22 protein-coding genes are annotated in these 22665 nt (G+C 73.3%); 11 read left to right on the plus strand and 11 right to left on the minus strand.

Features of this window, described 5'->3' with window-relative positions; translation table 11 throughout:
• Positions 1-50 precede the first annotated feature (50 nt).
• Both ABD230_RS09045 and ABD230_RS09050 read right to left on the minus strand, forming a co-directional pair.
• Positions 51-707 (minus strand): metal-dependent transcriptional regulator, encoded by a 657-nt coding sequence (locus ABD230_RS09045; RefSeq protein ID WP_344372009.1) that lies wholly within the window; start codon positions 705-707, stop codon positions 51-53.
• Positions 708-746: 39 nt separating this feature from the next.
• Positions 747-2102 (minus strand): Nramp family divalent metal transporter, encoded by a 1356-nt coding sequence (locus tag ABD230_RS09050; RefSeq protein ID WP_344372012.1) that lies wholly within the window; start codon positions 2100-2102, stop codon positions 747-749.
• A gap of 188 nt (positions 2103-2290) precedes the next feature.
• Between ABD230_RS09050 and ABD230_RS09055 the strand changes: the two genes are divergently transcribed.
• The 4 genes from ABD230_RS09055 to ABD230_RS09070 all read left to right on the plus strand — a co-directional run bounded on the left by ABD230_RS09055 (position 2291) and on the right by ABD230_RS09070 (position 4520).
• Positions 2291-2608, plus strand: coding sequence for a hypothetical protein (locus ABD230_RS09055; RefSeq protein ID WP_344372015.1), 318 nt, complete (start codon positions 2291-2293; stop codon positions 2606-2608).
• Between the two features lie 182 nt (positions 2609-2790).
• On the plus strand, positions 2791-3396 hold the full coding sequence (locus tag ABD230_RS09060) for a TrmH family RNA methyltransferase (protein WP_344373282.1): 606 nt from the start codon (positions 2791-2793) through the stop codon (positions 3394-3396).
• 79 nt (positions 3397-3475) lie between these two features.
• Positions 3476-4108, plus strand: coding sequence for a TetR/AcrR family transcriptional regulator (locus ABD230_RS09065; RefSeq protein ID WP_344372018.1), 633 nt, complete (start codon positions 3476-3478; stop codon positions 4106-4108).
• A gap of 43 nt (positions 4109-4151) precedes the next feature.
• Entirely contained in the window at positions 4152-4520 is a 369-nt protein-coding gene (locus ABD230_RS09070) for a nuclear transport factor 2 family protein (RefSeq protein WP_344372021.1), read from the plus strand.
• Between the two features lie 29 nt (positions 4521-4549).
• On the opposite strand, the gene ABD230_RS09075 is transcribed toward ABD230_RS09070, so the two are convergent.
• The 5 genes from ABD230_RS09075 to argG form a co-directional block, all read right to left on the minus strand.
• Positions 4550-6451, minus strand: coding sequence for a YhgE/Pip family protein (locus ABD230_RS09075; RefSeq protein ID WP_344372024.1), 1902 nt, complete (start codon positions 6449-6451; stop codon positions 4550-4552).
• Positions 6448-7110 carry a hypothetical protein gene (locus ABD230_RS09080; protein ID WP_344372028.1) on the minus strand — a complete coding sequence of 221 codons (663 nt, stop codon included), beginning with the start codon at positions 7108-7110 and terminating at the stop codon, positions 6448-6450. Before ABD230_RS09080 ends, ABD230_RS09075 begins: the two co-directional genes overlap by 4 nt.
• On the minus strand, positions 7107-7745 hold the full coding sequence (locus ABD230_RS09085; protein ID WP_344372031.1) for a TetR/AcrR family transcriptional regulator: 639 nt from the start codon (positions 7743-7745) through the stop codon (positions 7107-7109). The genes ABD230_RS09080 and ABD230_RS09085 overlap by 4 nt, the downstream gene beginning before the upstream one ends.
• 86 nt (positions 7746-7831) lie before the next feature.
• Positions 7832-9307, minus strand: a complete 1476-nt coding sequence (gene cls, locus ABD230_RS09090) for a cardiolipin synthase (protein ID WP_344372034.1) — start codon at positions 9305-9307, stop codon at positions 7832-7834.
• 137 nt (positions 9308-9444) lie between these two features.
• Positions 9445-10872 carry an argininosuccinate synthase gene (gene argG, locus ABD230_RS09095; RefSeq protein ID WP_344372037.1) on the minus strand — a complete coding sequence of 476 codons (1428 nt, stop codon included), beginning with the start codon at positions 10870-10872 and terminating at the stop codon, positions 9445-9447.
• Positions 10873-11083: 211 nt separating this feature from the next.
• On the opposite strand from argG, the gene ABD230_RS09100 reads away from it, so the two are divergent.
• The 5 genes from ABD230_RS09100 to ABD230_RS09120 all read left to right on the plus strand — a co-directional run bounded on the left by ABD230_RS09100 (position 11084) and on the right by ABD230_RS09120 (position 16270).
• Positions 11084-12523 carry a S8 family peptidase gene (locus tag ABD230_RS09100; RefSeq protein WP_344372042.1) on the plus strand — a complete coding sequence of 480 codons (1440 nt, stop codon included), beginning with the start codon at positions 11084-11086 and terminating at the stop codon, positions 12521-12523.
• Positions 12524-12772: 249 nt separating this feature from the next.
• Positions 12773-13549 (plus strand): NAD(P)H-hydrate epimerase, encoded by a 777-nt coding sequence (locus tag ABD230_RS09105; protein WP_344372045.1) that lies wholly within the window; start codon positions 12773-12775, stop codon positions 13547-13549.
• A 51-nt stretch (positions 13550-13600) separates the two neighbouring features.
• On the plus strand, positions 13601-14140 hold the full coding sequence (locus tag ABD230_RS09110) for a DUF3151 family protein (RefSeq protein ID WP_344372048.1): 540 nt from the start codon (positions 13601-13603) through the stop codon (positions 14138-14140).
• A gap of 1 nt (position 14141) precedes the next feature.
• Entirely contained in the window at positions 14142-15428 is a 1287-nt protein-coding gene (locus ABD230_RS09115) for an adenylosuccinate synthase (RefSeq protein ID WP_344372050.1), read from the plus strand.
• 197 nt (positions 15429-15625) lie between these two features.
• The gene (locus ABD230_RS09120; protein WP_344372053.1) at positions 15626-16270 is read left to right on the plus strand and encodes a GNAT family N-acetyltransferase; all 645 of its coding nucleotides are present in this window, start codon (positions 15626-15628) and stop codon (positions 16268-16270) included.
• 43 nt (positions 16271-16313) lie between these two features.
• On the opposite strand, the gene ABD230_RS09125 is transcribed toward ABD230_RS09120, so the two are convergent.
• Genes ABD230_RS09125 through ABD230_RS09140 form a run of 4 tightly spaced genes read right to left on the minus strand, consistent with a single transcriptional unit; the run spans position 16314 to position 20150 of the window.
• Positions 16314-17780 carry a sodium/solute symporter gene (locus ABD230_RS09125; protein ID WP_344372056.1) on the minus strand — a complete coding sequence of 489 codons (1467 nt, stop codon included), beginning with the start codon at positions 17778-17780 and terminating at the stop codon, positions 16314-16316.
• Positions 17777-18187, minus strand: coding sequence for a DUF485 domain-containing protein (locus ABD230_RS09130; RefSeq protein WP_344372059.1), 411 nt, complete (start codon positions 18185-18187; stop codon positions 17777-17779). Before ABD230_RS09130 ends, ABD230_RS09125 begins: the two co-directional genes overlap by 4 nt.
• Positions 18184-18921: a LytR/AlgR family response regulator transcription factor gene (locus tag ABD230_RS09135; RefSeq protein ID WP_344372062.1), complete on the minus strand. Its 738-nt coding sequence runs from the start codon at positions 18919-18921 to the stop codon at positions 18184-18186. The genes ABD230_RS09130 and ABD230_RS09135 overlap by 4 nt, the downstream gene beginning before the upstream one ends.
• Positions 18918-20150 (minus strand): sensor histidine kinase, encoded by a 1233-nt coding sequence (locus ABD230_RS09140; protein WP_344372066.1) that lies wholly within the window; start codon positions 20148-20150, stop codon positions 18918-18920. Before ABD230_RS09140 ends, ABD230_RS09135 begins: the two co-directional genes overlap by 4 nt.
• A gap of 183 nt (positions 20151-20333) precedes the next feature.
• Here ABD230_RS09140 and ABD230_RS09145 point away from each other — a divergent pair, with 183 nt between their 5' ends.
• Together ABD230_RS09145 and ABD230_RS09150 are read left to right on the plus strand one after the other, a co-directional pair.
• Entirely contained in the window at positions 20334-20702 is a 369-nt protein-coding gene (locus ABD230_RS09145; RefSeq protein ID WP_344372069.1) for a DUF485 domain-containing protein, read from the plus strand.
• Complete coding sequence (locus ABD230_RS09150; RefSeq protein WP_344372072.1) at positions 20702-22315, plus strand: solute symporter family protein; 1614 nt, start codon at positions 20702-20704, stop codon at positions 22313-22315. The genes ABD230_RS09145 and ABD230_RS09150 overlap by 1 nt, the downstream gene beginning before the upstream one ends.
• The last annotated feature ends 350 nt before the right edge of the window (positions 22316-22665 follow it).

A 22665-nucleotide genomic window follows, 5' to 3' on the forward strand; every position in this document is an offset into this window, starting at 1 on the left:
CCACATCCTCCCCGACGAACGGCTCCGGCGGGAGGGGGTTCGGAAAACGCTCAGGCGGTGATCCAGATCGCGGCCGCCGCCGACGCGGGGATCGCGTGCGCCGCGTCGCCGATCGCGACGCCGACGGCGCCGCCCGCGGCATCCGTGACCCGCACCTCGCTGCCGGGGCCCACGCCCGCCGACTCGAGCTCCCGCAGGAGGGCGGGGTCGCGGTCGCTGATGCGGATGACGCGGCCGACGTGGCCGGCCGTGGCCTCGTCGAGGCGCACTGCGGGCTCGGTGACCAGCGTGCCGTCGGCGCGGGGGATGGCGTCGCCGTGCGGGTCGCGTTCGGGGCGCCCGAGCCGCTCGTCGATGGCCTCGAGCAGCCGGTCGGAGACGGCGTGCTCGAGCACCTCGGCCTCGTCGTGCACCTCGTCCCACGCGTAGCCCATCTCGCGGACGAGCCACGTCTCGATGAGCCGGTGGCGGCGCACGACCGCGAGCGCGCGGGCGCGGCCGGCGTCGGTGAGCCGCACGGCGCCGTACGGGACGTGCTGCACGAGGCCCTGCGCCGCCATCTTCTTCACCATCTCGGTGACCGACGAGGGCGCGACGCCGAGCGCGGACGCGAGCACCGAGGGCGTGATGGGCTCGGGCTGCCACTCGGTGTGGGCGTACACCGTCTTGAGGTAGTCCTCGATCGCGGGGCTGGCGGAGGGGGGCATCGCGCCCAGACTACCCGCGCACGCTCCGCGATCCCGCGCTCAGGCGCCCGTGAACACGAGCCAGAGCAGCACCCCGTTCAGCGTGATGAGGAAGATCGAAGCGCCGATGCCGGCGAGCGTCGTCGCCCAGTGGTTGCGCCAGCGGCCGAGCACGCCGGAGCGTGCCGTCAGCGAGACGAGCGGCACGAGCGCGAACGGGATGCCGAACGAGAGCACGACCTGGCTGAGGATGAGCGACAGCGTCGGGTCGAACCCGAGGCCCAGGATCGCGAGGGCCGGCACGAGCGTGACGAGGCGGCGGGTGACCATCGGGATCCGCACGTGGAGCAGGCCGTGCATGATCTCGGCGCCCGCGTACGCGCCGACCGACGTGGACGCCAGGCCCGACGCCAGCAGCCCGACGGCGAACAGGGTCGCGATGACGGGGCCGAGTGCGGTGTCGAGCGCGGCGTAGGCGCCCTCGAGGCTGTCGGTGCCCTCGACTCCCGCCAGGTTGACGGCGGCGAGGAGCAGGATGCAGAGGTTCACGGTGCCGGCGATCGCCATCGCGATCGTCACGTCCCAGCGCGTCGCGCGGACGAGCCGGTCGGTGGGAAGGCTCGTCGCGGTCCCGGGCTCACGTACCGTCGCCGCTCCGGCCGCCCGCTCGTGGCGGCCGGGCGTGCGGCCGGCGACGAACCGGTCCCGGCTCAGCGCCGAGTGCGCGTAGATGGCGTGCGGCATGATCGTCGCGCCGAGGATCGAGGCGGCCAGGAGCACGGAGTTCGCGTCCTCGAAGCGCGGGACGAGTCCGGCGGCGAAGCCGGCCGGGTCGGGCGGGGCGATGAACACGCCGACGGAGAAGCCGACGGCGATGATCACGAGCAGGCCCATGATGACGAACTCGAAGGTCCGAGGGCCGCGGTGGGTCTGCACGACGAGGAGCACGAGCGAGACGGCGCCCGTGATGAGACCGCCCCAGATGAGCGGGATGCCGAAGAGCAGGTTGAGCGCGACCGCGCCGCCGATCACCTCGGCGAGGTCGGTCGCCATCGCGACGAGCTCGGCCTGGAGCCAGTAGGCGCGGCGGCCCCACCGGTTGCGGAGCCGGCGGCCGAGCACCTCGGGCAGGCTCTCGCCGGTGACGATGCCGAGCTTGGCCGACAGGTACTGGATGAGCCACGCCATGACGTTGCCGAGCACGACCACCCAGACGAGCAGGTAGCCGTACTGCGCTCCGGCGGTCATGTTGCTCGCCACGTTGCCCGGGTCGAGGTAGGCCACGCCCGCGACGAGCGCGGGGCCGATCAGCCAGGCGAGCCGGGCGACGGAGGCGGGGCGCGCCGACCCGTCCCGCCGGGTGCGTGCGGGACCGGTGGGCGGCGCGACGTCGGTGTCGAGCGGAGTTTTCGGCATGCCGAAATCGTAGCGGTTTTTCGGCGCACCGAAAACTCTGCCCGTGCGCCCGCCCGTCGTCCCTCGCTCGGGGGCGTTGCCGCGCCGAGCGGGAGGAGTACCTTCCCTCTCGGAAGGACGACCGGATCACCCACGCCCGAGTGCGCGACCCCAGCGACCGCGGCCGTCACGTCACACGGAGGTGGCTGATGAAGCGGGCATTCATCGGGTGCGTGGTCGCACTCGGGCTCGTCGTCGGCGGCGCGGCGGGAGCCGCGTTCGCGGGCGAGACGAACGGCAAGGGCGAGCCCATCCCCGGCGCCCACAAGGCGCACTCGGCGTGCGCCTACTCGGGCCGCGACGTGCCCGACGAGATCGAGGCCAACCCGCCGGGGTTCGACGACGACTTCGTCACCGGCGGACACGTGCAGAGCTACGGCATGTACGTGCGCGCCGGGCTGAAGGACGACCCCCACGTGCCGAGCCCCGGCATCGCGTGCCGCGGGAACGTGGAGTTCGAGGGCTGAACGACCCGGCCCGTCGCGAGGGGCCCGGCGTGCGCGCCGGACCCCTCGCCCGTGCCGGCGGCGCAGGCCCGACGCGCCCGGGCTAGCGTGGTCGCGTGAGCGACGATCGAACGGATGCCGCGGGCGCCGGCTCGGACCGCGATGCGACGCCGCCCCGCGAGGAGCACGAGCCGCAGCTCCCGCTGCACGGGCTCGGCCCCTGGCCCGGCGGCCGCGACGCGTGGCCGGACGACCCGCGCTTCGATCCCGACCTGCTCGAGCACGGCGATCGGCGCAACGTGGTCGACCGGTACCGGTACTGGCGGCTCGAGGCGATCGTCGCCGACCTCGACACGCGGCGGCATCCGTTCCACGTCGCGATCGAGAACTGGCAGCACGACCTCAACATCGGGTCCATCGTGCGGACGGCGAACGCGTTCGCGGCCGAGACCGTGCACGTCATCGGCCGGCGGCGCTGGAACCGGCGCGGTGCGATGGTGACCGATCGGTACCAGCACCTCATGCACCACCCGGACGTCGCCGACTTCGTCGCCTGGGCCCGCGGCGAGGGGCTGCCGGTCATCGCCGTCGACAACGTCGAGGGTTCTGAACCGGTCGACCTGGCCGAGCTCCCCGAACGCTGCGTGCTCCTGTTCGGGCAGGAGGGTCCGGGGCTCAGCCCCGAGGCGCTCGCCGCCGCCGACCGCACGGTCGAGATCACGCAGTACGGCTCGACGCGCTCGATCAACGCGGCGGCCGCCGCCGCGATCGTCATGCACGAGTGGATCCGGCGGCACGCGCGGCCCTGAGCCCGCCCGCCCGCCCGCGGGGGCACGCGCGGCCGCGAGCGCGATTGTCCGTCCGGACAAGAGCACCTACCATGGGCGGATGGCCACCCGACTGGACCCCGCCGAGCGTCGTGAGCAGATCATCGCGGCCACCCTGCGGCTCGTCGCGCGGGACGGCTTCGCGCGGGTCACGCTGCGCGACGTCGCGGCCGAGGTGGGCGTCGTCCACGGGCTCATCCGCCACTACTTCTCGACGCGCGAGCAGCTGATGGCCGCCGCGTTCGACGCGGCCGTGCTCGCCGAGGCCGAGGAGGACGAGGAGCTCGCCACGACGCTCGAGCCGATCACGGCGCTCGCCGACTGGCTCACGACGACCCCGCGCGACCACTGGTTCGTCTGGATCGACGCCTGGAGCGAGGCGCCCCGCAACGCCGAGCTGCACGCCTCGCTGACCCGGCACCAGCGCGAGTCCTACGTGCGGCTGGCCGGCATCATCCGCCGCATCGACGCCTCCGGCATCGGGTCGAGCGCCGACCCGGAGGGCGACGCGAGCGTGCTCACCGCCGTCATCGACGGCATCGCGGTGCAGCACCACGCGCTCGGGCTCATCGACGAGGACGAGGCCGACCGGATGGCGTTCGGCGTCGCCGAGGCGCGACTCGGGATCCCGTCCGGCACGCTGGCCCGCGAGCGGGCGACCCCCGACCGCAGCCGCTGGGCGACCACGCACTGACGTCGCCCGTGCGCGGCGGGTCGTTCCGGCGTAGCGTGGCGGCATGACCGAGATCACCGACGATCTTCCCGCCCGGCTCCTGCACGAGGAGCACTCCGGATGGCGCGCCATCCTCGCCGGTCACGGCGGCGAGCACTACGCCCGCGCGATGACCCGCGACGCGCTCATGATCGTGGAGGGCGCGGTGCTCGGTCGCGACGACGTGATCGCGGCGTTCCGCAGCGCGCCGCCGTGGGAGGCCTACGAGATCCACGAGCCCGCCGTGGTGCGGCTCGGCGACCGCGCCGGGATCCTCGCCTACCGCGCCGTCGCCCGCCGCGGCGACGACGTCGCCGACCTGCGGATGTCGACCACCTACCTGTACGACGACGGCGCGTGGCACGTGGCCGCGCACCAGCAGACGCCGGCGTAGGCCGCGCCGCCCGGGGCGGTCCGGACGCCTCAGCCGATCAGGCTCGGCTGCAGGTCCCGGAGCGTGCGGAAGTGCGTCATGCGCGTCACGCCGATCGCGGCGAGCACGAACGCGCCGACGAGCCATGCCGCCAGCACGAGCGTGTCGGCGCCCGCCCGGGCGAGGTCGCCGCCGTACATGGCCTGGCGCATGGCGTCGACGACGTAGCCCATCGGCAGCACGTGGTGCAGCGCCGCGAGCGGTGCGGGCAGCGTCTGCCACGGGAACGTGCCGCCCGCCGTCACGAGCTGGAGCACCATGAGCACGAGGCCGAGGAACTGCCCGACCGAGCCGAGCCAGACGTTCAGCGCGAGGATGATCGCCGCGTAGGTCGCCGACGCGAGCACCATGACGCCGAGCGTCCCGAGCGGGTTGCTCATCGGGAAGCCGAGCGTGAACGCGAGCACCAGGTAGAGCGCCGCCATCTGCACGGCGCCGAGGAGGCCGGGCGTCAGCCAGCCCGCGAGCGTGATGCGCACGGGCGAGTGCAGGGCCGTGACCGCCCGGCGCGAGATCGGCTTGACGATGAGGAAGAGCGCGTAGATGCCGATCCAGCCCGCGAGCGCGGCGAAGAACGGTGCGAGCCCGGCGCCGTAGTTCTCGGCGTGCGTGGCCGAGTCGGTCTCGAGCGCGATGGGGTCGGCGATCGTCTCGGCCTGCGCGTCGCGCGTGGCCTGGTCGGTGTCGGGGATCTCGGCCGCGCCGTCGTCGAGTCCGTCGCGGAGCGTGCCCGCGCCGGAGGCGAGCTCGCCCAGCCCGTCCTCGAGCGCGCCGAGCCCGGCCGACAGCTGCGCGGAGCCGTCGGCCAGCTGCGCCGTGCCGTCGGCGAGCTGCGCGGCCCCGGACGCGGCATCGCGCGCGCCCGCGGCGAGCTGCGCGCTCCCGTCGGCGACGTGCCGGCTTCCCTCTGCGAGGCGGTCGATGTCGCCGACGACACCCTGCACGCGGTCGTTGCCGGCCGCGATGCGGTCGCCCACCGGGTCGAGCTTCGCGAGCGCGGCGTCGATCGTCGCCTGGTCCACCCCGCGCGCGGCGAGTTCGTCGGCGATGGCCCGCCGGGCCTCGGGCACGGCCGAGGCGGCCTCGTCGACCGCGCTGCCGACGCGGTCGGCGGATGCCGCGAGCTGCGCGTTGCCGTCGGCGACCTGCGCCGCCCCGCTCGCCAGCTCGGCCGAGCCGTCGGCGAGCCGGGCGGTGCCGTCGGCGAGCTGCGCCGATCCGTCGGCGGCCCGGGCCGCCCCGTCGGACAGCTGGGAAGCTCCGGCGCCGAGCTGCTCCGCACCGTCGACCGCGGTGCCGGCGCCGTCCGCCAGCTGCGCCGCCCCGTCCGCGGCGTCGACGATGCCGCTGCGGATGTCGGCGATGGAGTCGAGCAGCAGCGACGCGGCCTCCTGGCCGACCTGCTCGGCGACGGTCGCGCGGATCCGCTCGACCGCCTGTGCGCCGATGGTCCCGGCCAGGTAGCTGTTGGCGTCGTTCGTGGAGAGCAGGATCTCGGCCTGCCGGGGCTCGTCGGTGCCGAGGGAGGCGAGCGCGTCGGAGAAGTCGGCGGGAAGCGTGATGGCGAAGTCGTACGTGGAGTCGTCGAGGCCCGTTGCGGCCTCCTCGGCGGAGACGCGGTGCCAGTCGAACGCGCCGTCGGCGATGAGCTCGTCGGCGACCTCGTCGCCGACGTTGCGCGCGGGTGCGTCGTCGATGGCGGGCGTGCCCTCGTCCTCGACGACGAGCGCGACCGGCACCTCGGGGAACTTCGCGTACGGGTCCTGGTTCGCCCAGAGGTAGAGGCCGCCGTAGAGCACGGGCACGGCGACGAGGGCGAGGAGCGCCAGCACCGACATCCGGGTCGAGGTCAGCCGCCGCAGCTCGGCGGCGATCATCTGGGGGACCTTCACGCGAGTCCCCCTTCGGCGAGTGCGAACTCGTCGTCGCCCTCGTCGGAACCGTGCAGTCGCTCGAGCAGGTCGGCGGCGGCGATGGCCGCGGCGGCCGCGTCGCCGGCGATCACGAGCACGGCGTAGCCGCGGTCGGCGAGCCTGCGCGCGAGCGACCACCACTCGGCGGGGTCCCCGCCATGGCGGTCGGGCGAGACGAGCACGAGGCCCTCGACGCCGTCCCGCAGCAGCGCGAGCTCGGTGAGCAGGCGCAGCCGATCGAGCGGGTCGACGTTCGCGATCGGGGTGCGCGCGAGCCCGTCGAGGCCGAGGTCGGCGAGCCACCGCGAGACGGACACCGGGTTCGACGGGATGCCGGCGAACATGAGCTCCTCGGCGGCGACGCCGGCCACCGTGACGTTCGGCGCCGGGTCGGAGACGTCGGGGGCGTCCACGAGCGCGATGCGGCGGCGGATGCTCGCGGCATCCGCCCGGCCGTCGACCGTGACGGTGCCGGCGTCGGGCCGCATGCGACCGGACGCGAGCAGTCCGAGCACGGTCGGCCGCTGCTCGGTCTCGGCGCGCGCGAGCGTGGCGCGGCCCGATTCGTAGCCGATGGTGGTGGCGGGCAGCGCCCGGCCCCGGCGTCCCTTGGCGACGCCGTGGAGGTCGATCCTCATGCTTCCTCGGTCAGTTCCGGAGTGTCGGTGATGAGCGCGCCCGCCTCGCGCCAGGAGAGCCCGGCGGTGCCGAGGGCGGCGAGCATGACGAGTCGCCGGCCCTCGTCGTGGGGGAGGCCGACGCGCGCGGCCTCGGCGAGCACGGCGAGCGCCGACTCCTCGACGAGGCGTGCGAGCACGGCGGGGCGGATGTCGCTGCGGACGCTGCCGTCGGCGACCCCGCGTTCGACGAGCGCGGCGAGGCGCTCGCGCACGGGGGCGAGCGCCGAGGCGGCGCGCTCGACGTACGGCCGGCGGAGCGCGACCTGGGCGAGCAGGCGCACGTGCTCGACGGCGTCCCAGAGGCGGGCGCCGAGGAGCGCCATCGCGACGGTCGCGTCGGCGTGGTCGATGGTGCCGGCGGCGGCGACGAGTCGCTCGGCGCCGCGGTCGATGAGCGCGGCGATGAGCTCGTCGCGTCCGGCGAAGTGGCCGTAGAGCGCGCGGCGGCTGAGGCCGGCGGCGGCCGCGATGGCCTCGAGCGAGGCCTCGGGGTCGGCCGCGAGCGTCGCCACGGCGGCGTTCAGGAGGGCTTCGCGGTTCTCCGCCGCGTCCCGACGGGGAGTGCGACGGCCCGCGTCGGTGTCGGACGGCATGCGACCAGTGTACGACGAACGTGCACATCAGTGTGCAAGTTATCGTGAACGCGCAGCGAACGCCCAGCCGGGCGATGCCGGCCCGCCTACTGCAGCGCCGAGGTGAGCCGCGCGATGCCGTCGAGGAACGTCGCCGTCGCAGGCTCCCGGTTCCACTCCTCCAGCGTCAGCTCGCGCCCGAGCTCCCGGTACTTCGCCTCGACCGCGCGCATGTCCGCGACGAACGACGCGCCGCGCACGAGCATCGTGACCTCGAAGTTCAGCGCGAACGAGCGGATGTCCATGTTGCTCGAGCCGATGACGGCGACGTCGTCGTCGATCGAGAGGTGCTTGGCGTGCAGGATGTACGGGCCCGGGTAGAGCCAGATCCGCACGCCGGCCGTGAGCAGCGCCCGGTAGTACGAGCGCTGGGCGTGCCACACGCCGCCCTGGTCGCCGATCTCCGACACGAACAGCTGCACGTCGAGGCCCCGCAGCTTCGCCGACGTGATCGCGTAGACCATCGCCTCGTCGGGCACGAAGTACGGGCTCGTGATGATGACCCGCTCCTGGGCGGCGCTCACCAGCGTGAGGAACTGCCGGAGGTTGTTCTCGCTCTCGAACGCCGGGCCGCTCGGCACCACCTGGCAGTCGAGCGCCTCGGGCGACGTGTCGACCGGGATCTCGGTGGCGGGCACGTTCGCGTCGTCCCCGAGGATCTCGCCGGTCTCCGCGTACCAGTCGGAGCGGAAGACCGCGTTGAGCTCCGCGACCGCGGGACCAGTGATGCGGGCGACGAGCTCCTGCCACATCAGCCCGCGCTTGAGGTTCTTCGGCGAGTCGTAGCTGCGGTCGATCAGGTTCTGCGAGCCCGCGTGCCCGACGACGCCGTCGACGACCACGATCTTCCGGTGGTTGCGCAGGTCCGGACGCTGCCAGTCGCCCTTGAACGGCCGCACGGGCAGCAGGTAGTGCCACTCGACCCCGATCCGGTCGAGCTCGGCGACCGTGGCCTTGTGCAACGGGACCTTCGACGAGGCGATGTGGTCCATGAGCAGCCGCACCCGGACGCCCCGGCGCACCGCCTCCTCCATGGCCGCGAAGAAGCCGCGCGTCGTGTCGTCGAACGCGACGATGAAGAACTCGACGTGGACGAAGCGCGTCGCGGTGGCGATGTCCGCCGCCATCGCGTCGATCGAGCCCTGGTAGTCGTCGATCAGCGTCGCCCGGTTGCCGGAGGTCGCGGGCAGGCCGGTGAGCCGACGGTTCTGCGCGACCGCCGAGTCGAACCAGGCCGGCCAGGCGTCGTGGTCGGCGACGAGGTCGACGCGGTCGGCCCGCTCGGCGATCATCCGATCCGCCACCTGCTGCCGCGCCATCCGCTGCTTCGGCAACCGGATGTTGCCGATGAGCAGGTACAGCAGGATGCCGACGAACGGGATCAGGAAGATCGCCAGCAGCCACGCCATCGCCGCCGTCGGCTTGCGGTCGCGCGGGATGATGATGAGCGCCGCGATGCGGATCGCCAGGTCGACGAGGATCACGAGCCCGCCGACGACGGCGGCCCACTCCCCGCCGCTCACTCCGCGCCGCCCTGTCGGTCGTCACCGTCGTGCATCGCAGCCTCCCCGAGCGGTCGCGAGGCGCGCAGCGTCACCGCCGCGCGCGGATGTCGCCGAGTATGGCACCGACGGGGTCGCGCGCGCGAGAGCCGAACGGGTCAGTCGGTGCCGAGGTCGAACGCGGCCGCCTCGTTCGCGGCATCCGTCGCGGCGTCGAGCTCGGTCTCGGCCTCGCCCGCCGCGATCTGCGCGGCCTGGCCTGCCGCGATCTCGCCGACGAGCTGCGCCGTGGCCCCGCCCACCATGCCGAGGTTCGCGTACTGCTCGAGGCGGGCACGCGAGTCGGCGATGTCGAGGTTGCGCATCGTCAACTGGCCGATGCGGTCCTCCGGGCCGAACGCCTGGTCGCCGACGCGCTCCATCGAGAGCTTGTCGGGGTGGTAGCTCAGCGCCGGGCCGTGCGTGTTCAGGATCGTGTAGTCGTCCCCGCGGCGCAGGCGCAGCGTGACCTCGCCGGTCACCGCGGACGCCACCCACTTCACGATCGACTCGCGCAGCATGAGCGACTGCGGGTCGAGCCAGCGGCCCTCGTACATGAGGCGGCCGAGGCGGCGACCCTCGTTGTGGTAGTTCGCGACCGTGTCCTCGTTGTGGATCGCGTTGAGCAGGCGCTCGTACGTGATGTGCAGCAGCGCCATGCCGGGCGCCTCGTAGATGCCGCGGGACTTCGCCTCGATGATGCGGTTCTCGATCTGGTCGCTCATGCCCAGGCCGTGGCGGCCGCCGATGCGGTTCGCCTCGAGCACGAGCTCGACCGGGTCGTCGAACTCGACGCCGTTGAGCGCGACCGGGCGGCCCTCGACGTAGCGCACCGTGACGTCCTCGGCCTCGATCGCGACCGAGTCGTCCCAGAAGCGCACGCCCATGATGGGCTCGACGATCGTGATCCCGGCGTCGAGGTCCTCGAGCTTCTTGGCCTCGTGCGTGGCGCCCCAGATGTTGGCATCCGTCGAGTACGCCTTCTCGACCGACGCACGGTAGGGCAGGTCGCGGGCCTGCATCCACTCGCTCATCTCGCGACGCCCGCCGAGCTCGGTCACGAACGCGCTGTCGAGCCACGGCTTGTAGATGCGCAGGCGCGGGTTGGCCATGAGGCCGTAGCGGTAGAACCGCTCGATGTCGTTGCCCTTGTAGGTCGAGCCGTCGCCCCAGATGTCGACGCCGTCCTCCATCATCGCGCGCACGAGCAGCGTGCCCGTGACGGCACGGCCGAGCGGCGTGGTGTTGAAGTACGTCTTCCCGCCGGAGCGGATGTGGAACGCGCCGCACTGCAGGGCGACGAGGCCCTCCTCGACGAGCGAGGTCTTCACGTCGACCAGTCGGCTCAGCTCGGCGCCGTACTCGAGGGCGCGACCCGGCACCGCCTCGACGTCGGGCTCGTCGGGCTGGCCGAGATCGGCGGTGTAGGTGCAGGGCACGGCGCCCTTCTCGCGCATCCACGCCACCGCGACGGAGGTGTCGAGACCTCCCGAGAATGCGATGCCGACGCGTTCGCCGGCGGGGAGGCTCGTGAGGACTTTCGACATGCGCTCAAGCCTACTTGCGCGCGCACGCGCGAGACGACGCCCGCGGAACCGGACCCGGGCAAGGGCTATCCCCCGGACGAGGGTCGTGGATAGGCTTCGGCCACCGGCCTGCGCGACCCGACCAGGGTCGCGTTGTCGTTGCATCCACTGGACGGGCCGGACCGTCGGCCGACGCGGTCGGCGGTGACTCCACCCACCGAATGGAGACAGGATGAGGAACCACAAGGTGATCGGCGCGGCATCCGCCGTCGCCCTCGCCGTCGGCCTGATCGGCACCGCCGTGGCACCCGCCGCGGCCGCCGGGCCGGAGCACACCTACCTCGTGCTCGCGCCGCAGGGCGCGAACACGACGGCCGCGGCCAAGCGCGTCGCGTCCGCCGGCGGCACCGTCGTCGCCAGCTACGACCAGATCGGCGTGCTCGTCGCGACGTCCACGAACACGGCGTTCGAGTCGTCCGTGGTCGGCGGCGGCGTGCAGTCCGTGGCGTCGACCGACGGGCTCGGCACGACGCTGATCGACGACGAGACCATCGAGGTGCTCGACGAGTCGGCGCTCGAGGCGTCCGGTGACCCCACTGCGGAGCCCTACTGGAGCTACCAGTGGGACATGGAGCAGATCGACGTCCCCGAGGCGCACGAGGTGACCACCGGCGACCCGTCGGTCGTCGTCGGCGTGCTCGACTCGGGCATCGACTGGACCCACCCCGACCTCGCCTCGCAGGTCGCCTTCGACCAGAGCGCGTCGTGCCTCGGCGGCGTCGTCGACACCGACCCCGCGGCGTGGAAGAACACGACCTCGTCGCACGGCACGCACGTCGCCGGCACGATCGCCGCGGCGATCAACGGCGTCGGCATCGCGGGCGTCGCGCCCGGTGTGAAGGTCGCCTCGGTCAAGGTCGTGAACGACGACGGCTACATCTACCCCGAGGCCGCGGTCTGCGCGTACCTCTGGGCCGCCGACCACGGCATGCCGATCACGAACAACAGCTATTACATCGACCCGTGGGAGTTCAACTGCGTCAACGACCCGCGCCAGCGTCCCGTCTGGCAGGCCGTGCAGCGCGCACTGAGCTACTCGCAGTCGAAGGGCACGCTGACGATCGCGTCGGCCGGCAACAGCAACGTCGACCTGCAGCACAAGTTCATCGACGACGGCAGCCCGAACGACGGCAGCTACCCCGTCGAGGACCGCACCATCACCGGAGCCTGCCGTGACCTCCCGGCCGAGGCGCCGGGCGTCGTGACGGTGTCGGCCGTCGGCCCGACCGAGGCGAAGAGCTACTACTCGTCGTACGGCCAGGGCGTCGTCGACGTGACCGCTCCCGGTGGCGACACCCGCTTCCGCACGAACGGGGCCGTCTCCACCATCACCGACGCGGTCCTCTCGACCGTGCCGGGCGGCTACGGCTGGTCGCAGGGCACGTCGATGGCCGGACCGCACGCGGCGGGCGTCGCGGCGCTCGCGCTGTCGGCGCACCCGGACATGAAGGTCGGCCAGCTCGCGTCGTTCCTCGAGCGCACGGCGACCCCGCTGGAGTGCCCGGACGGCGTGTACGAGCCGCGCCCCGGCTACGCGGCGACCTGCACGGGCGGGGAGCGCAACAGCTTCTACGGCGCCGGCAACGTCAACGCGTTCAACGTCGTCCAGTGACGACCTGAGCGAAGCGACCGAGGGGTCGGGCCCACCGGGCCCGGCCCCTCCGCCGTCCCCCCGCCCGCGGGCGGCTGCATGCGCCTCTCAGGAGTTATCCGGCGGGTCGTCGTCAGGTGCGGCGTGTCCTCCTGAGGAACACCGTCGACCGTGCGAATCCTCCTGAGAAACGCCGGGGGTCGGAGGGTGCTCGGGCGCGGATCGCCGGGCCGCTGAGCCGAGCGGATGCCGCGGCGTAGGCTCGGGCGCGTGAGCACCGACACGCCAGCCGCCGCACCGTCGCCCGGCGACGGGTACACGGCCGCCCAGGTGCGTGCGGCGGAGCTGCCGCTGCTCGAGGCGGGCGAACCGCTCATGCAGCGCGCCGCGGCCGCGCTCGCCGACGAGATCGGCCGGCTGCTCGTCGCGCGGTCGCGACCGACGGATGCCGCGTCCCGCGCGCTGGTCGTCGTGATCGCCGGGTCCGGCGACAACGGCGGCGACGCGCTGTTCGCCGGGGCGCACCTGGCCGAGCGGGGCGCCGACGTGCGGATCGTGTCGGTCGGCGCTCGCATCCACGAGGCCGGGCTCGCGGCGGCGCACCGGGCGGGCGCCGCCGACCTCGATCCGGACGGCGACGCGTTCGACGAGGTGGTCCGGTCGGCCGACGTGCTCGTCGACGGGATCCTCGGCATCGGGGCGGCCGCGAGCCCTGCGCTGCGGGGCCGGGCGCGCGAGGTCGTGGCGCGCGTGCGCGACGTGCTCGGGACCGAGTGGGTCACGGGTGCCGGCGGCGCCGCGAGGCATCCGCTCGTCGTCGCCGTCGACCTGCCGAGTGGCGTCTCCCCGGACGACGGCACCGTGCCCGACCCGACCGTGCTGCCGGCGGACGTGACCGTGACCATGGGCGCCGTCAAGGCGGGGCTGCTGCTCGAGCCGGCGTCGCGGGATGCCGGCCGCGTCGTGCTCGTCGACCTCGGGCTCGGTCCCGCGCTCGCCGGGGCGACGCCCGCGGTGCGCTCCGAACGGCCCCACGGACGCGCCTGATCGGCACCGCGGCACCCCGGGCCGCGAGAACCCCATGCGATACGGTTGAGTGTGACTCAGGACCAGCCACCCACCGAAGCCGAGGCGGTGCTCGCCGACGAACCCGAGGTCCGGCGCGCGCTCGACGCGGCCGACCGGGCGTCCATGTCCGGAGTCGTGAGCGAGCACCCGTCGTCGCCGCTCGCCTGGACCGAACTCGCCGACCTCGCCGACTCCGAGGGCCGGGCCCTCGACGCCTTCGCCTACTCGGTGGTCGCCGTCGACCTCGCCCGTCGGCAGCTCGAGGCGTCCGGCTGGGCGCCCGGCTCGCCCGTGCGCTGGGCGGAGGAGCCGAACCGCGCGTACCTGCGGGCGCTCGACGCCGAGCGCCGCGCCGCCGCGCGCCTCGGCCTCGCCGACCGCGCCGCGCGGGCCGCCGCCGACCTCGAGGCCGCGGATGCCGAGGCACCCGCCCGCATCGCCTCCGAGTTCACCCCCACGCAGGTCATCAGCGTGATCACGGATCCCCTGCCGCCGATCCCGTCGCCCGAGGCGACCGCCGGCGACCCGTCCGACGAATCCGCCGCGCCGGGTGCGGCACGAGAGGACTGACATGCCCGCAGTCGTGCTGATCGGAGCACAGTGGGGCGATGAGGGCAAGGGCAAGGCGACCGACCTGCTCTCCTCGCGCCTGGACTACGTGGTCAAGTTCAACGGCGGCAACAACGCCGGGCACACCGTCGTCGTCGGCGACGAGAAGTACGCCCTGCACCTGCTGCCGTCGGGCATCCTCACGCCCGGCGTCACGCCGGTCATCGCGAACGGCGTGGTCGTCGACATCGAGGTGCTCTTCGAGGAGATCGAGGGGCTCGAGTCCCGCGGCGTCGACACCTCGCAGCTGAAGATCTCGGCGAACGCGCACCTGATCACCCAGTACCACCGCACCCTCGACAAGGTCACCGAGCGCTTCCTCGGCAAGCGCCAGATCGGCACCACGGGCCGCGGCATCGGACCGAGCTACGCCGACAAGATCAACCGCGTCGGCATCCGCATGCAGGACCTGTTCGACGAGAACATCCTGCGGCAGAAGGTCGAGGGCGCGCTCGACCAGAAGAACCACCTGCTGCTCAAGGTCTACAACCGGCGTGCGATCGAGGTCGACGAGGTCGTCGACGAGCTGCTCGGCTACGTCGACCGCCTGCGGCCGATGGTGACCGACACGTCGCTGCTGCTGCACCGCGCGCTCGACGCGGGCGACACGGTGCTCTTCGAGGGCGGCCAGGCGACGATGCTCGACGTCGACCACGGCACCTACCCGTTCGTGACCTCGTCGAACGCGACCTCGGGCGGCGCCGTCACCGGCTCGGGCATCGCCCCGAACCGCATCGACCGCGTCATCGGCATCGTCAAGGCGTACACGACGCGGGTCGGCTCGGGTCCGTTCCCGACTGAGCTGTTCGACGAGTGGGGCGAGTTCCTCGCCGACAAGGGCCACGAGTTCGGCACGACCACGGGCCGCCGGCGCCGCACCGGCTGGTACGACGCGCCCATCGCGCGCTACACCGCGCGCATCAACGGCGTGACCGACTTCGTGCTGACCAAGCTCGACGTGCTCACGGGCCTCGACCGCATCCCCGTCGCGGTCGCGTACGACGTCGACGGCGTGATCATGGAGGAGGTCCCGGTCTCGCAGTCCGACTTCCACCACGCCAAGCCCGTGTACGAGGAGTTCCCCGGCTGGACCGAGGACATCTCGGGGGCGCGGTCGTTCGAGGACCTCCCCGCGAACGCGCAGAGCTACGTGCGCGAGCTCGAGGCGATGTCGGGCGCGCGGTTCTCGGCGATCGGCGTCGGCCCCGGCCGCGACGAGATCGTCCAGCTGCACGACTTGCTCGACTGAGCCGGTCCGGCCCCGCGGTCCCACCGCCGAGTCCTGCCGACCCACGCCGCCCCCCGCTGCCCTCTCCGCCCGCCATTCGGGAGGAACTTCCGCGCGGCGCGCCGTCGCGGCATCCGTTCGCGCCGGCGTGTCGGCGGGAAATTCCTCCCGTTCCGCGCGCGTCCCGCGCGACGGGGCGTGGGTGGCAGACTTGCCGGGTGCCCGCCACGCGCCCGCTCGTCCACGCCCTCGAGGGGCGCCACGTCGCCCTGACCCCGCTCACCGAGCACGACTTCCCGGCGCTGCGCGCCGCGATCGGGCGCCGTGAGGTGTTCGCCGGCGGGTTCGCGGGCGGCCCGTCGGCGCTGCCGGCGGATGACGCGGCGTTCGAGACGTTCGCACGGGGCTCGTACACGCCGGCGGCCGACGCGATCCCGTTCGCGGTCCGCCTGCGCGGCGGCCCGGACGACGGGACGATCGTCGGGGCCTCCAAGCTCGGTGACCTCGACCTGCCGAACGAGGCCGCCCACATCGGCTGGACCGGCTTCGACCCGCGCGTGTGGGGCACGGTCGTGAACCCCGAGGTGAAGCTGCTCATGCTCAGGCTGGCGTTCGACCACGGCTTCGGCCGCGTGAAGCTGCAGGCGGATGCCGTGAACGCGCGCTCGCGCGCCGCGATCGCGAAGCTCGGGGCGACGTTCGAGGGCGTCCACCGCCGCGCGATGCGCCGCCCGGACGGCACCTGGCGCGACACCGCGGTATACGCGATCCTCGCCGACGAGTGGCCCGCCGTGCGGGCCGGGCTCGAGGGGCGGCTCGCGGCGTGGGGCGACCGGCCGGTGGTGCTCGGCGAGCGCGACTGACGCACGCCACCGGGCGCCCGCACCCGCGCCCGCCGCCGGCGGCTCACCCCCGGTCGCGCTCCGGGAGGTGCAGCCTCGCGAGGAAGGCGTCGGTGCCGCGCGGCATCCGCCGTCGGTCGGCCCGCGATACGAGCACGGTCACGAGCACGGCGATCGGCACCGACCAGGCGGCCGGCTGCTCCACGACCGCGCGGAACGCGGGGGCGGAGGTCGTGACCAGGGCGCCGCCGAGGATCGCCGCACCCGAGAGCACCGCGCCCGTCGCCATGCCCGCGACCGCGCCGCGCGCCGTGAGGCCGCGCCACCAGATGCCGAGCAGCAGCACCGGGCACAGCGTCGCCGCCGTGAACGCGAACACGAGCCCGACGCTGCCGGCCAGGCCGGCCGGTTCGGTGAGGAACGCGACGAGCAGCGGCACCGCGGTCGAGGCGAACGCCGCGATGCGGAAGCCGCGCACGCTGCCGCCGAGCAGGTCCTGCGAGATCACGCCCGCGACCGAGACGACGAGGCCCGACGAGGTCGAGAGGAACGCGGCGAACGCGCCGCCGATGACGAGCGCCGTCAGCAGGTCGCCCCAGACACCCGGCACGAGGCGGTCGGGCAGCACGAGCACGAGGGCGTCGGCGTCGCCCGCATTCGCGAGGTCGGGGGCGAACGCGCGCCCGAACAGCCCGAACAGGGTCGGGAAGGCGTAGAACACCGACAGCAGCACGAGCACGATGACGGTCGTGCGCCGCGCGGTCGGCCCGTCGGGGTTCGTGTAGAACCGGACGAGCACGTGCGGCAGGCCGAGCGTGCCGAGCAGCAGCGCCACCATGAGGGACACGGTCCGGTACAGGTCGAGGCCGCCCGGCCCGTCGGCGGCGGGGAACGCCTGCGCCGGCGGCAGCTCGGGCTCGATCGCCCCGGTCACGAGCAGCAGCGCGACCACGGGGATGGCGATCGCCGCGAGCTTCAGCCAGAACTGGAAGGCCTGCACGAACGTGATCGCGCGCATGCCGCCCGCGGCGACGACGATCGCGACGAGCGCGGCGACGGCGACCGAGCCGACCCAGCTCGGCAGGCCCGTCGTGATCCGAACGGTGAGCGCCGCGCCCTGCAGCTGCGGCACGATGTACAGCCAGCCGATCACGATGACGAGCACGCTCGTCACCCGCCGCACGGTCGCCGACTCCAGCCGGGCCTCGGTGAAGTCGGGGATCGTGTAGGCGCCCGAGCGGCGCAGCGGTGCCGCCACGAAGAGCAGCAGCATCAGGTACCCGGCGGTGTAGCCGATCGGGAACCACATGGCGCTCGACCCCGTCAGCAGGATGAGGCCGGCGATGCCGAGGAAGGATGCCGCCGAGAGGTACTCGCCGCCGATCGCGGAGGCGTTCCACCAGGGCGGCACCGTGCGGCTGGCGACGTAGAAGTCGCTCGTCGTCCGCGAGATCCGCAGGCCGTAGAAGCCGATCAGCACCGACACGAGTGCGACCGCGACGATCGCGGCGTACCCGATCGCGGGGTTCACCGGTCCTCCGCGAGCGATCGGTAGCGCGCCTCGTTGCGGGCGGCGGCGCGCACGTAGAGCACCGCGACCGTGATCGCGAGCGGGTACACGCCGAAGCCGAGCAGCAGCCACGACGCCGGCACGCCGGCCACGAACGCCTCGTCGAGGGCCGGCACGAGCGCGACGGCGATCACGAAGGCCGCGGTCGTGATCGCGAAGCCCGCGGCGCAGATCAGGCCGAGTCGGAGCTGCGAGCGGATGAGCGAGCGCACGTACACCGACTGCACGTCGCCGGGGGCGTCGTGGGGGGAGGCCGCGCCGCGGGCACCCGCGCGGGTGGGCGCCGACGGGCGGGCGGATGCCGCACCCGCGCGCGGCGCGGTGACGCGGACGCGCGGCGGCGGGTCGGCCGGGGGCTCGCCGGTCACGACCGGGCCCGCGGCGTCGCCGCCTCGAGTCGCTCGCGGAGCCCGGGCAGGAGCCGCCGGCTCACCGGGAGCTCGGCCTGCCCGACCGCGATGGTGGGCCGCTCGCCGCCGAGCCGCACGCGCGTGACATGGGGGAGCGCGACCAGGTACGACCGGTGCACCCGCACGAAGCCCGCGTCGGCCCACTGGCGCTCGAGGTCGGCCATCGGCACGCGCACGAGGTAGCTGGCCTCGTCGGTGTGCAGCCGCGCGTAGTCGCCCTGCGCCTGCACGTAGCGCACGTCGTCGCGGCGGATCATGCGGGTCGTCCCGCCGAGGGTCACGGCGACCATCTCGGGGCGGGCGTCCGCGGCATCCGTCGCCTGCGCCTGGCCCATGGCCTCGACGACGCGGGTCACCGAGCGGTGCAGCCGCTCGGTGCGGACGGGCTTCAGCAGGTAGTCGACGGCGGCGAGGTCGAACGCCTCGAGCGCCCCCTCCTCGTCGGCCGTGACGAAGACGAACGCCGGCTTGTGCTCGAACCGTTGCAGGGCCCGCGCCAGGTCGAAGCCGGACAGCCCGGGCATGTGGATGTCGAGGAACGCCGCGTCGACGGGCTCGCGCGTGAGGATCCGGATCGCCTCCGCCCCCGACGTCGCCCGGTGGATGGTGCCGACCCGGGGGTCCTGGCCGAGCAGGAACGCGAGCTCGTCCACGGCGGGCTGCTCGTCGTCGGCGATGAGGACCGAGATCACGGCACCAGTCTCCCATCCGGCTCGGCGGGCCGGCCCTGGGGGGCGTCGACGGATGCCGCGGAACGGCCGGGCTGCGACTTCGGCACGCGCATGCGCACGAGCGTGCCCGCACCGACGTTCGTCTCCACGACGAGCCCATGCTCGTCGCCGTAGACCTGGCGGAGCCGGGCGTCGACGTTCCGGAGCCCGACGTGCTCGCCCGGCGTGCCGCCGGCCAGCACCTCGGCGGCGACCTCGGGGTCGATGCCGACGCCGTCGTCCTCGACCGTGATCTCGGCGAACGCCCCCCGGTCCTCGGCGGTGATCGTGATGCGCCCGCCGCCCTCCTTCGCCTCGAGTCCGTGCCGCACGGCGTTCTCCACGAGCGGCTGGATCGACAGGAAGGGGACGACCGTCGAGAGCACCTCGGGCGCGACCTGCAGCGTGACCCGCAGCCGGTCGCCGAACCGGGCGCGCTCGAGCCGCAGGTACGAGTCGATCGAGCGCAGTTCCTCGGCGACCGTCGTGAAGTCGCCGTGCCGACGGAAGGAGTACCGCGTGAAGTCGGCGAACTCGAGCACGAGCTCGCGCGCCGTCGCCGGGTCGGTGTTGATGAACGACGCGATCGCGTTCAGCGAGTTGTAGATGAAGTGCGGGCTGATCTGCGCGCGCAGCGCGCGCACCTCGAGCTCGGCGAGCGCCGCGCGCGAGGCGTCGAGTTCGCCGAGCTCGACCTGCGCGGCGACCCACTCCGCGACCTCGCCGGTCGCCCGCACGAGGCCGGCGCGCACCCGACCGGCGAACGCGACGATGGCCCCGACGGGCACGCCGTCGGCGACGATCGGGGCGGCCGCGGCATCCGCCTCGCCCGACGGCGTCGTCACCCGCCGTTCGACCTGCGGCCGCCCGGTCTCGACCGCCTCCCCGGCGAGGCGTTCCGCGGCCGAGACGAGGGTCTCGTCCCCGTCGACCGCGACCGGGCCGCCGGTCATCACGAGGGCGAGGGTGTCGGCGCCGAGCATCGCGCGCAGGTGCTTCGCGGCGCGCGCGGCATCCGTGTCGGTCATGTCGCCGCGAAGGTGCTTCGCCGCCCGCGAGGCAAGGTGGAGCGTCTCGTAGGTGGCCCGTTCGGCGTCGGTGCCGAGCTCCTTCGACTGCACCGCGAGGCGCCGCAGCACCACGACGACGCCGACCGCGAGCGCGCCCGCGACGACGCCGGCGGCGGCGACGAGCAGCATCGACTCGGGCATGGAGGTCACTGTAGCCGTCGTTCGTCGTCGCTCCCCGCCGTTCGTCGCACCGTCGGCGCCGTTCACCGACGACGAGCGGTCGAGCCCCCCGTCGACGTCGGCGGCTCGCCAGCATGGACGCAATTGCGACCGCAGCGACGCGGGGCCCGCCCCGTGCCGCACCCCCCTCGAAGGAGAGACGCCATGGGCAACGAGGCCCTGAGCGCGGAGCACGACCTGAGTCACGTCGACTACCGCGCAGTGCAGCAATCACCAGAGTTCCAGGAGCTCCGCACGACCCATCGGAGCTTCGTCTTCCCCGTGCTCGCGGCGTGCCTGGTCTGGTACTTCGCGTACGTGCTCCTCGCCGTCTACGCGCACGACTTCATGTCGACGCGCGTGTTCGGCAGCGTGAACGTCGCGATGGTCCTCGGCATCGCGCAGGTGGTCACGACCTTCGCCGTGACCATGTGGTACGTCCACTACGCCAACAAGCGGCTCGACCCGCGCTCGGAGAAGATCCGCACCGAGATCGAGTCCGGCGACTTCGAGACCGAGGGGGCGGTGCGCTGATGTTCCACCTCGAAGCGGCGAGCACGTCGCCCGGCAACCCCTGGCTCAACATCGGCATCTTCGGCGCGTTCGTCGCGATCACCATGGTGATCGTGTTCCGCGCGAGCCGGAACAACAAGACCGCGGCCGACTACTACGCGGCCGGACGCTCGTTCACGGGCGGCCAGAACGGCTCGGCCATCGCGGGCGACTACCTGTCGGCGGCCTCGTTCCTCGGCATCGTCGGCGCCATCGCGATCAACGGCTACGACGGATTCCTCTACTCGATCGGCTTCCTCGTCGCGTGGCTCGTCGCGCTGCTGCTCGTCGCCGAGCTGCTGCGCAACACCGGCAAGTTCACGATGGCCGACGTGCTGAGCTTCCGGCTCAGGCAGCGGCCGGTGCGCATCGCCGCGGCGACGACGACGCTCGTGGTCTGCTTCTTCTACCTGCTGGCCCAGATGGCGGGCGCCGGCGGCCTGGTGTCGCTGCTGCTCGGCGTGGGCGACCAGGTCGGCCAGGCCGTGGTCATCACCGTGGTCGGCGGGCTCATGATCCTCTACGTGCTCGTCGGCGGCATGAAGGGCACCACCTGGGTGCAGATCATCAAGGCGGTCCTGCTCATCGCCGGTGCCGGCGTCATGACGGTGTGGGTGCTCGCCCTCAACGGGTTCGACTTCTCGGCGCTCCTCGACAAGGCCGTCGCCGTGGCGGAGAACCCGGCGATCCTCGACCCGGGCCTGAAGTACGGCGCCTCCGAGACCACGAAGATCGACTTCATCTCGCTCGGCCTCGCGCTCGTGCTCGGCACGGCCGCGCTGCCGCACGTGCTCATGCGGTTCTACACGGTCCCGACGGCCAAGGAGGCGCGCAAGTCGGTCGTCTGGGCGATCTGGCTGATCGGCATCTTCTACGTCTTCACGCTGGTGCTCGGCTACGGCGCGGCGGCCCTGGTCGGCCCGTCGGTCATCGCCGGCGCGCCGGGCGGCCCGAACTCGGCGGCGCCGCTGCTCGCGTTCGCGCTCGGCGGCCCGGTGCTCCTCGGCCTGATCTCGGCGATCGCGTTCGCGACGATCCTCGCGGTCGTGGCGGGCCTGACGATCACGGCGGCCGCCTCGTTCGCGCACGACATCTACGCGTCGGTCGTGAAGAAGGGCAAGCCCGAGGCCGGTGCCGAGGTCAAGGTGGCGCGGCGCACGGTCGTCATCATCGGCGTCGTCGCGATCATCGGCGGCATCGGGGCCAACGGCCAGAACGTCGCGTTCCTCGTGGCGCTGGCGTTCGCGGTGGCCGCCTCGGCGAACCTGCCGACGATCGTCTACTCACTGTTCTGGAAGGGCTTCACCACGAAGGGCGCCCTCTGGAGCATGTACGGCGGCCTCATCTCGGCGATCCTCCTCATCGTCTTCTCGCCGGTCGTCTCGGGCTCCGAGACGTCGATGCTGAAGACGGAGGCGATCGACTTCGCCTGGTTCCCGCTGTCGAACCCGGGCATCATCTCGATCCCGCTGGCCTTCCTCCTGGGCTGGATCGTGAGCGTGTTCGACAAGACGGTCGAGAGCCCGGAGAAGCAGGCCGAGATGGAGGTCCGCTCGCTCACCGGGCTCGGCGCCGAGAAGGCGGTGAGTCACTAGGGACTCCGGCGGCCGCTCCGGGATGGGGTAGCGGGCGGCCGCCGGACACGACTGCGACGGGGTGGGACCGCCTGCCCACGACCTCGTCGCCGGCACGACGGGGGCGGATGCCTCGGGCTCACGGCCCGGCATCCGCCCCCGTTGCGCTGCGCCGGTGTGCGGGCGGCGAGCCGCCGTGCCGCCCTGCCGTCGTGCCGCCCTGCCGCCGTGCCGCCGTGCGGCCCTGCCATCGTGCCGCCGACGCCGGGCTCGCCATCCGCTCGGGAGGAACTTCCGGCTGACACGCGGGCTCGGCACCCGGAGCTGCCGGCGTGTCGGCGGAAAGTTCCTCCCGAGCAGCTGCAGGATGC

The organism is Agromyces tropicus (assembly GCF_039531345.1).
In the GTDB taxonomy this organism is placed as follows: domain Bacteria; phylum Actinomycetota; class Actinomycetes; order Actinomycetales; family Microbacteriaceae; genus Agromyces; species Agromyces tropicus.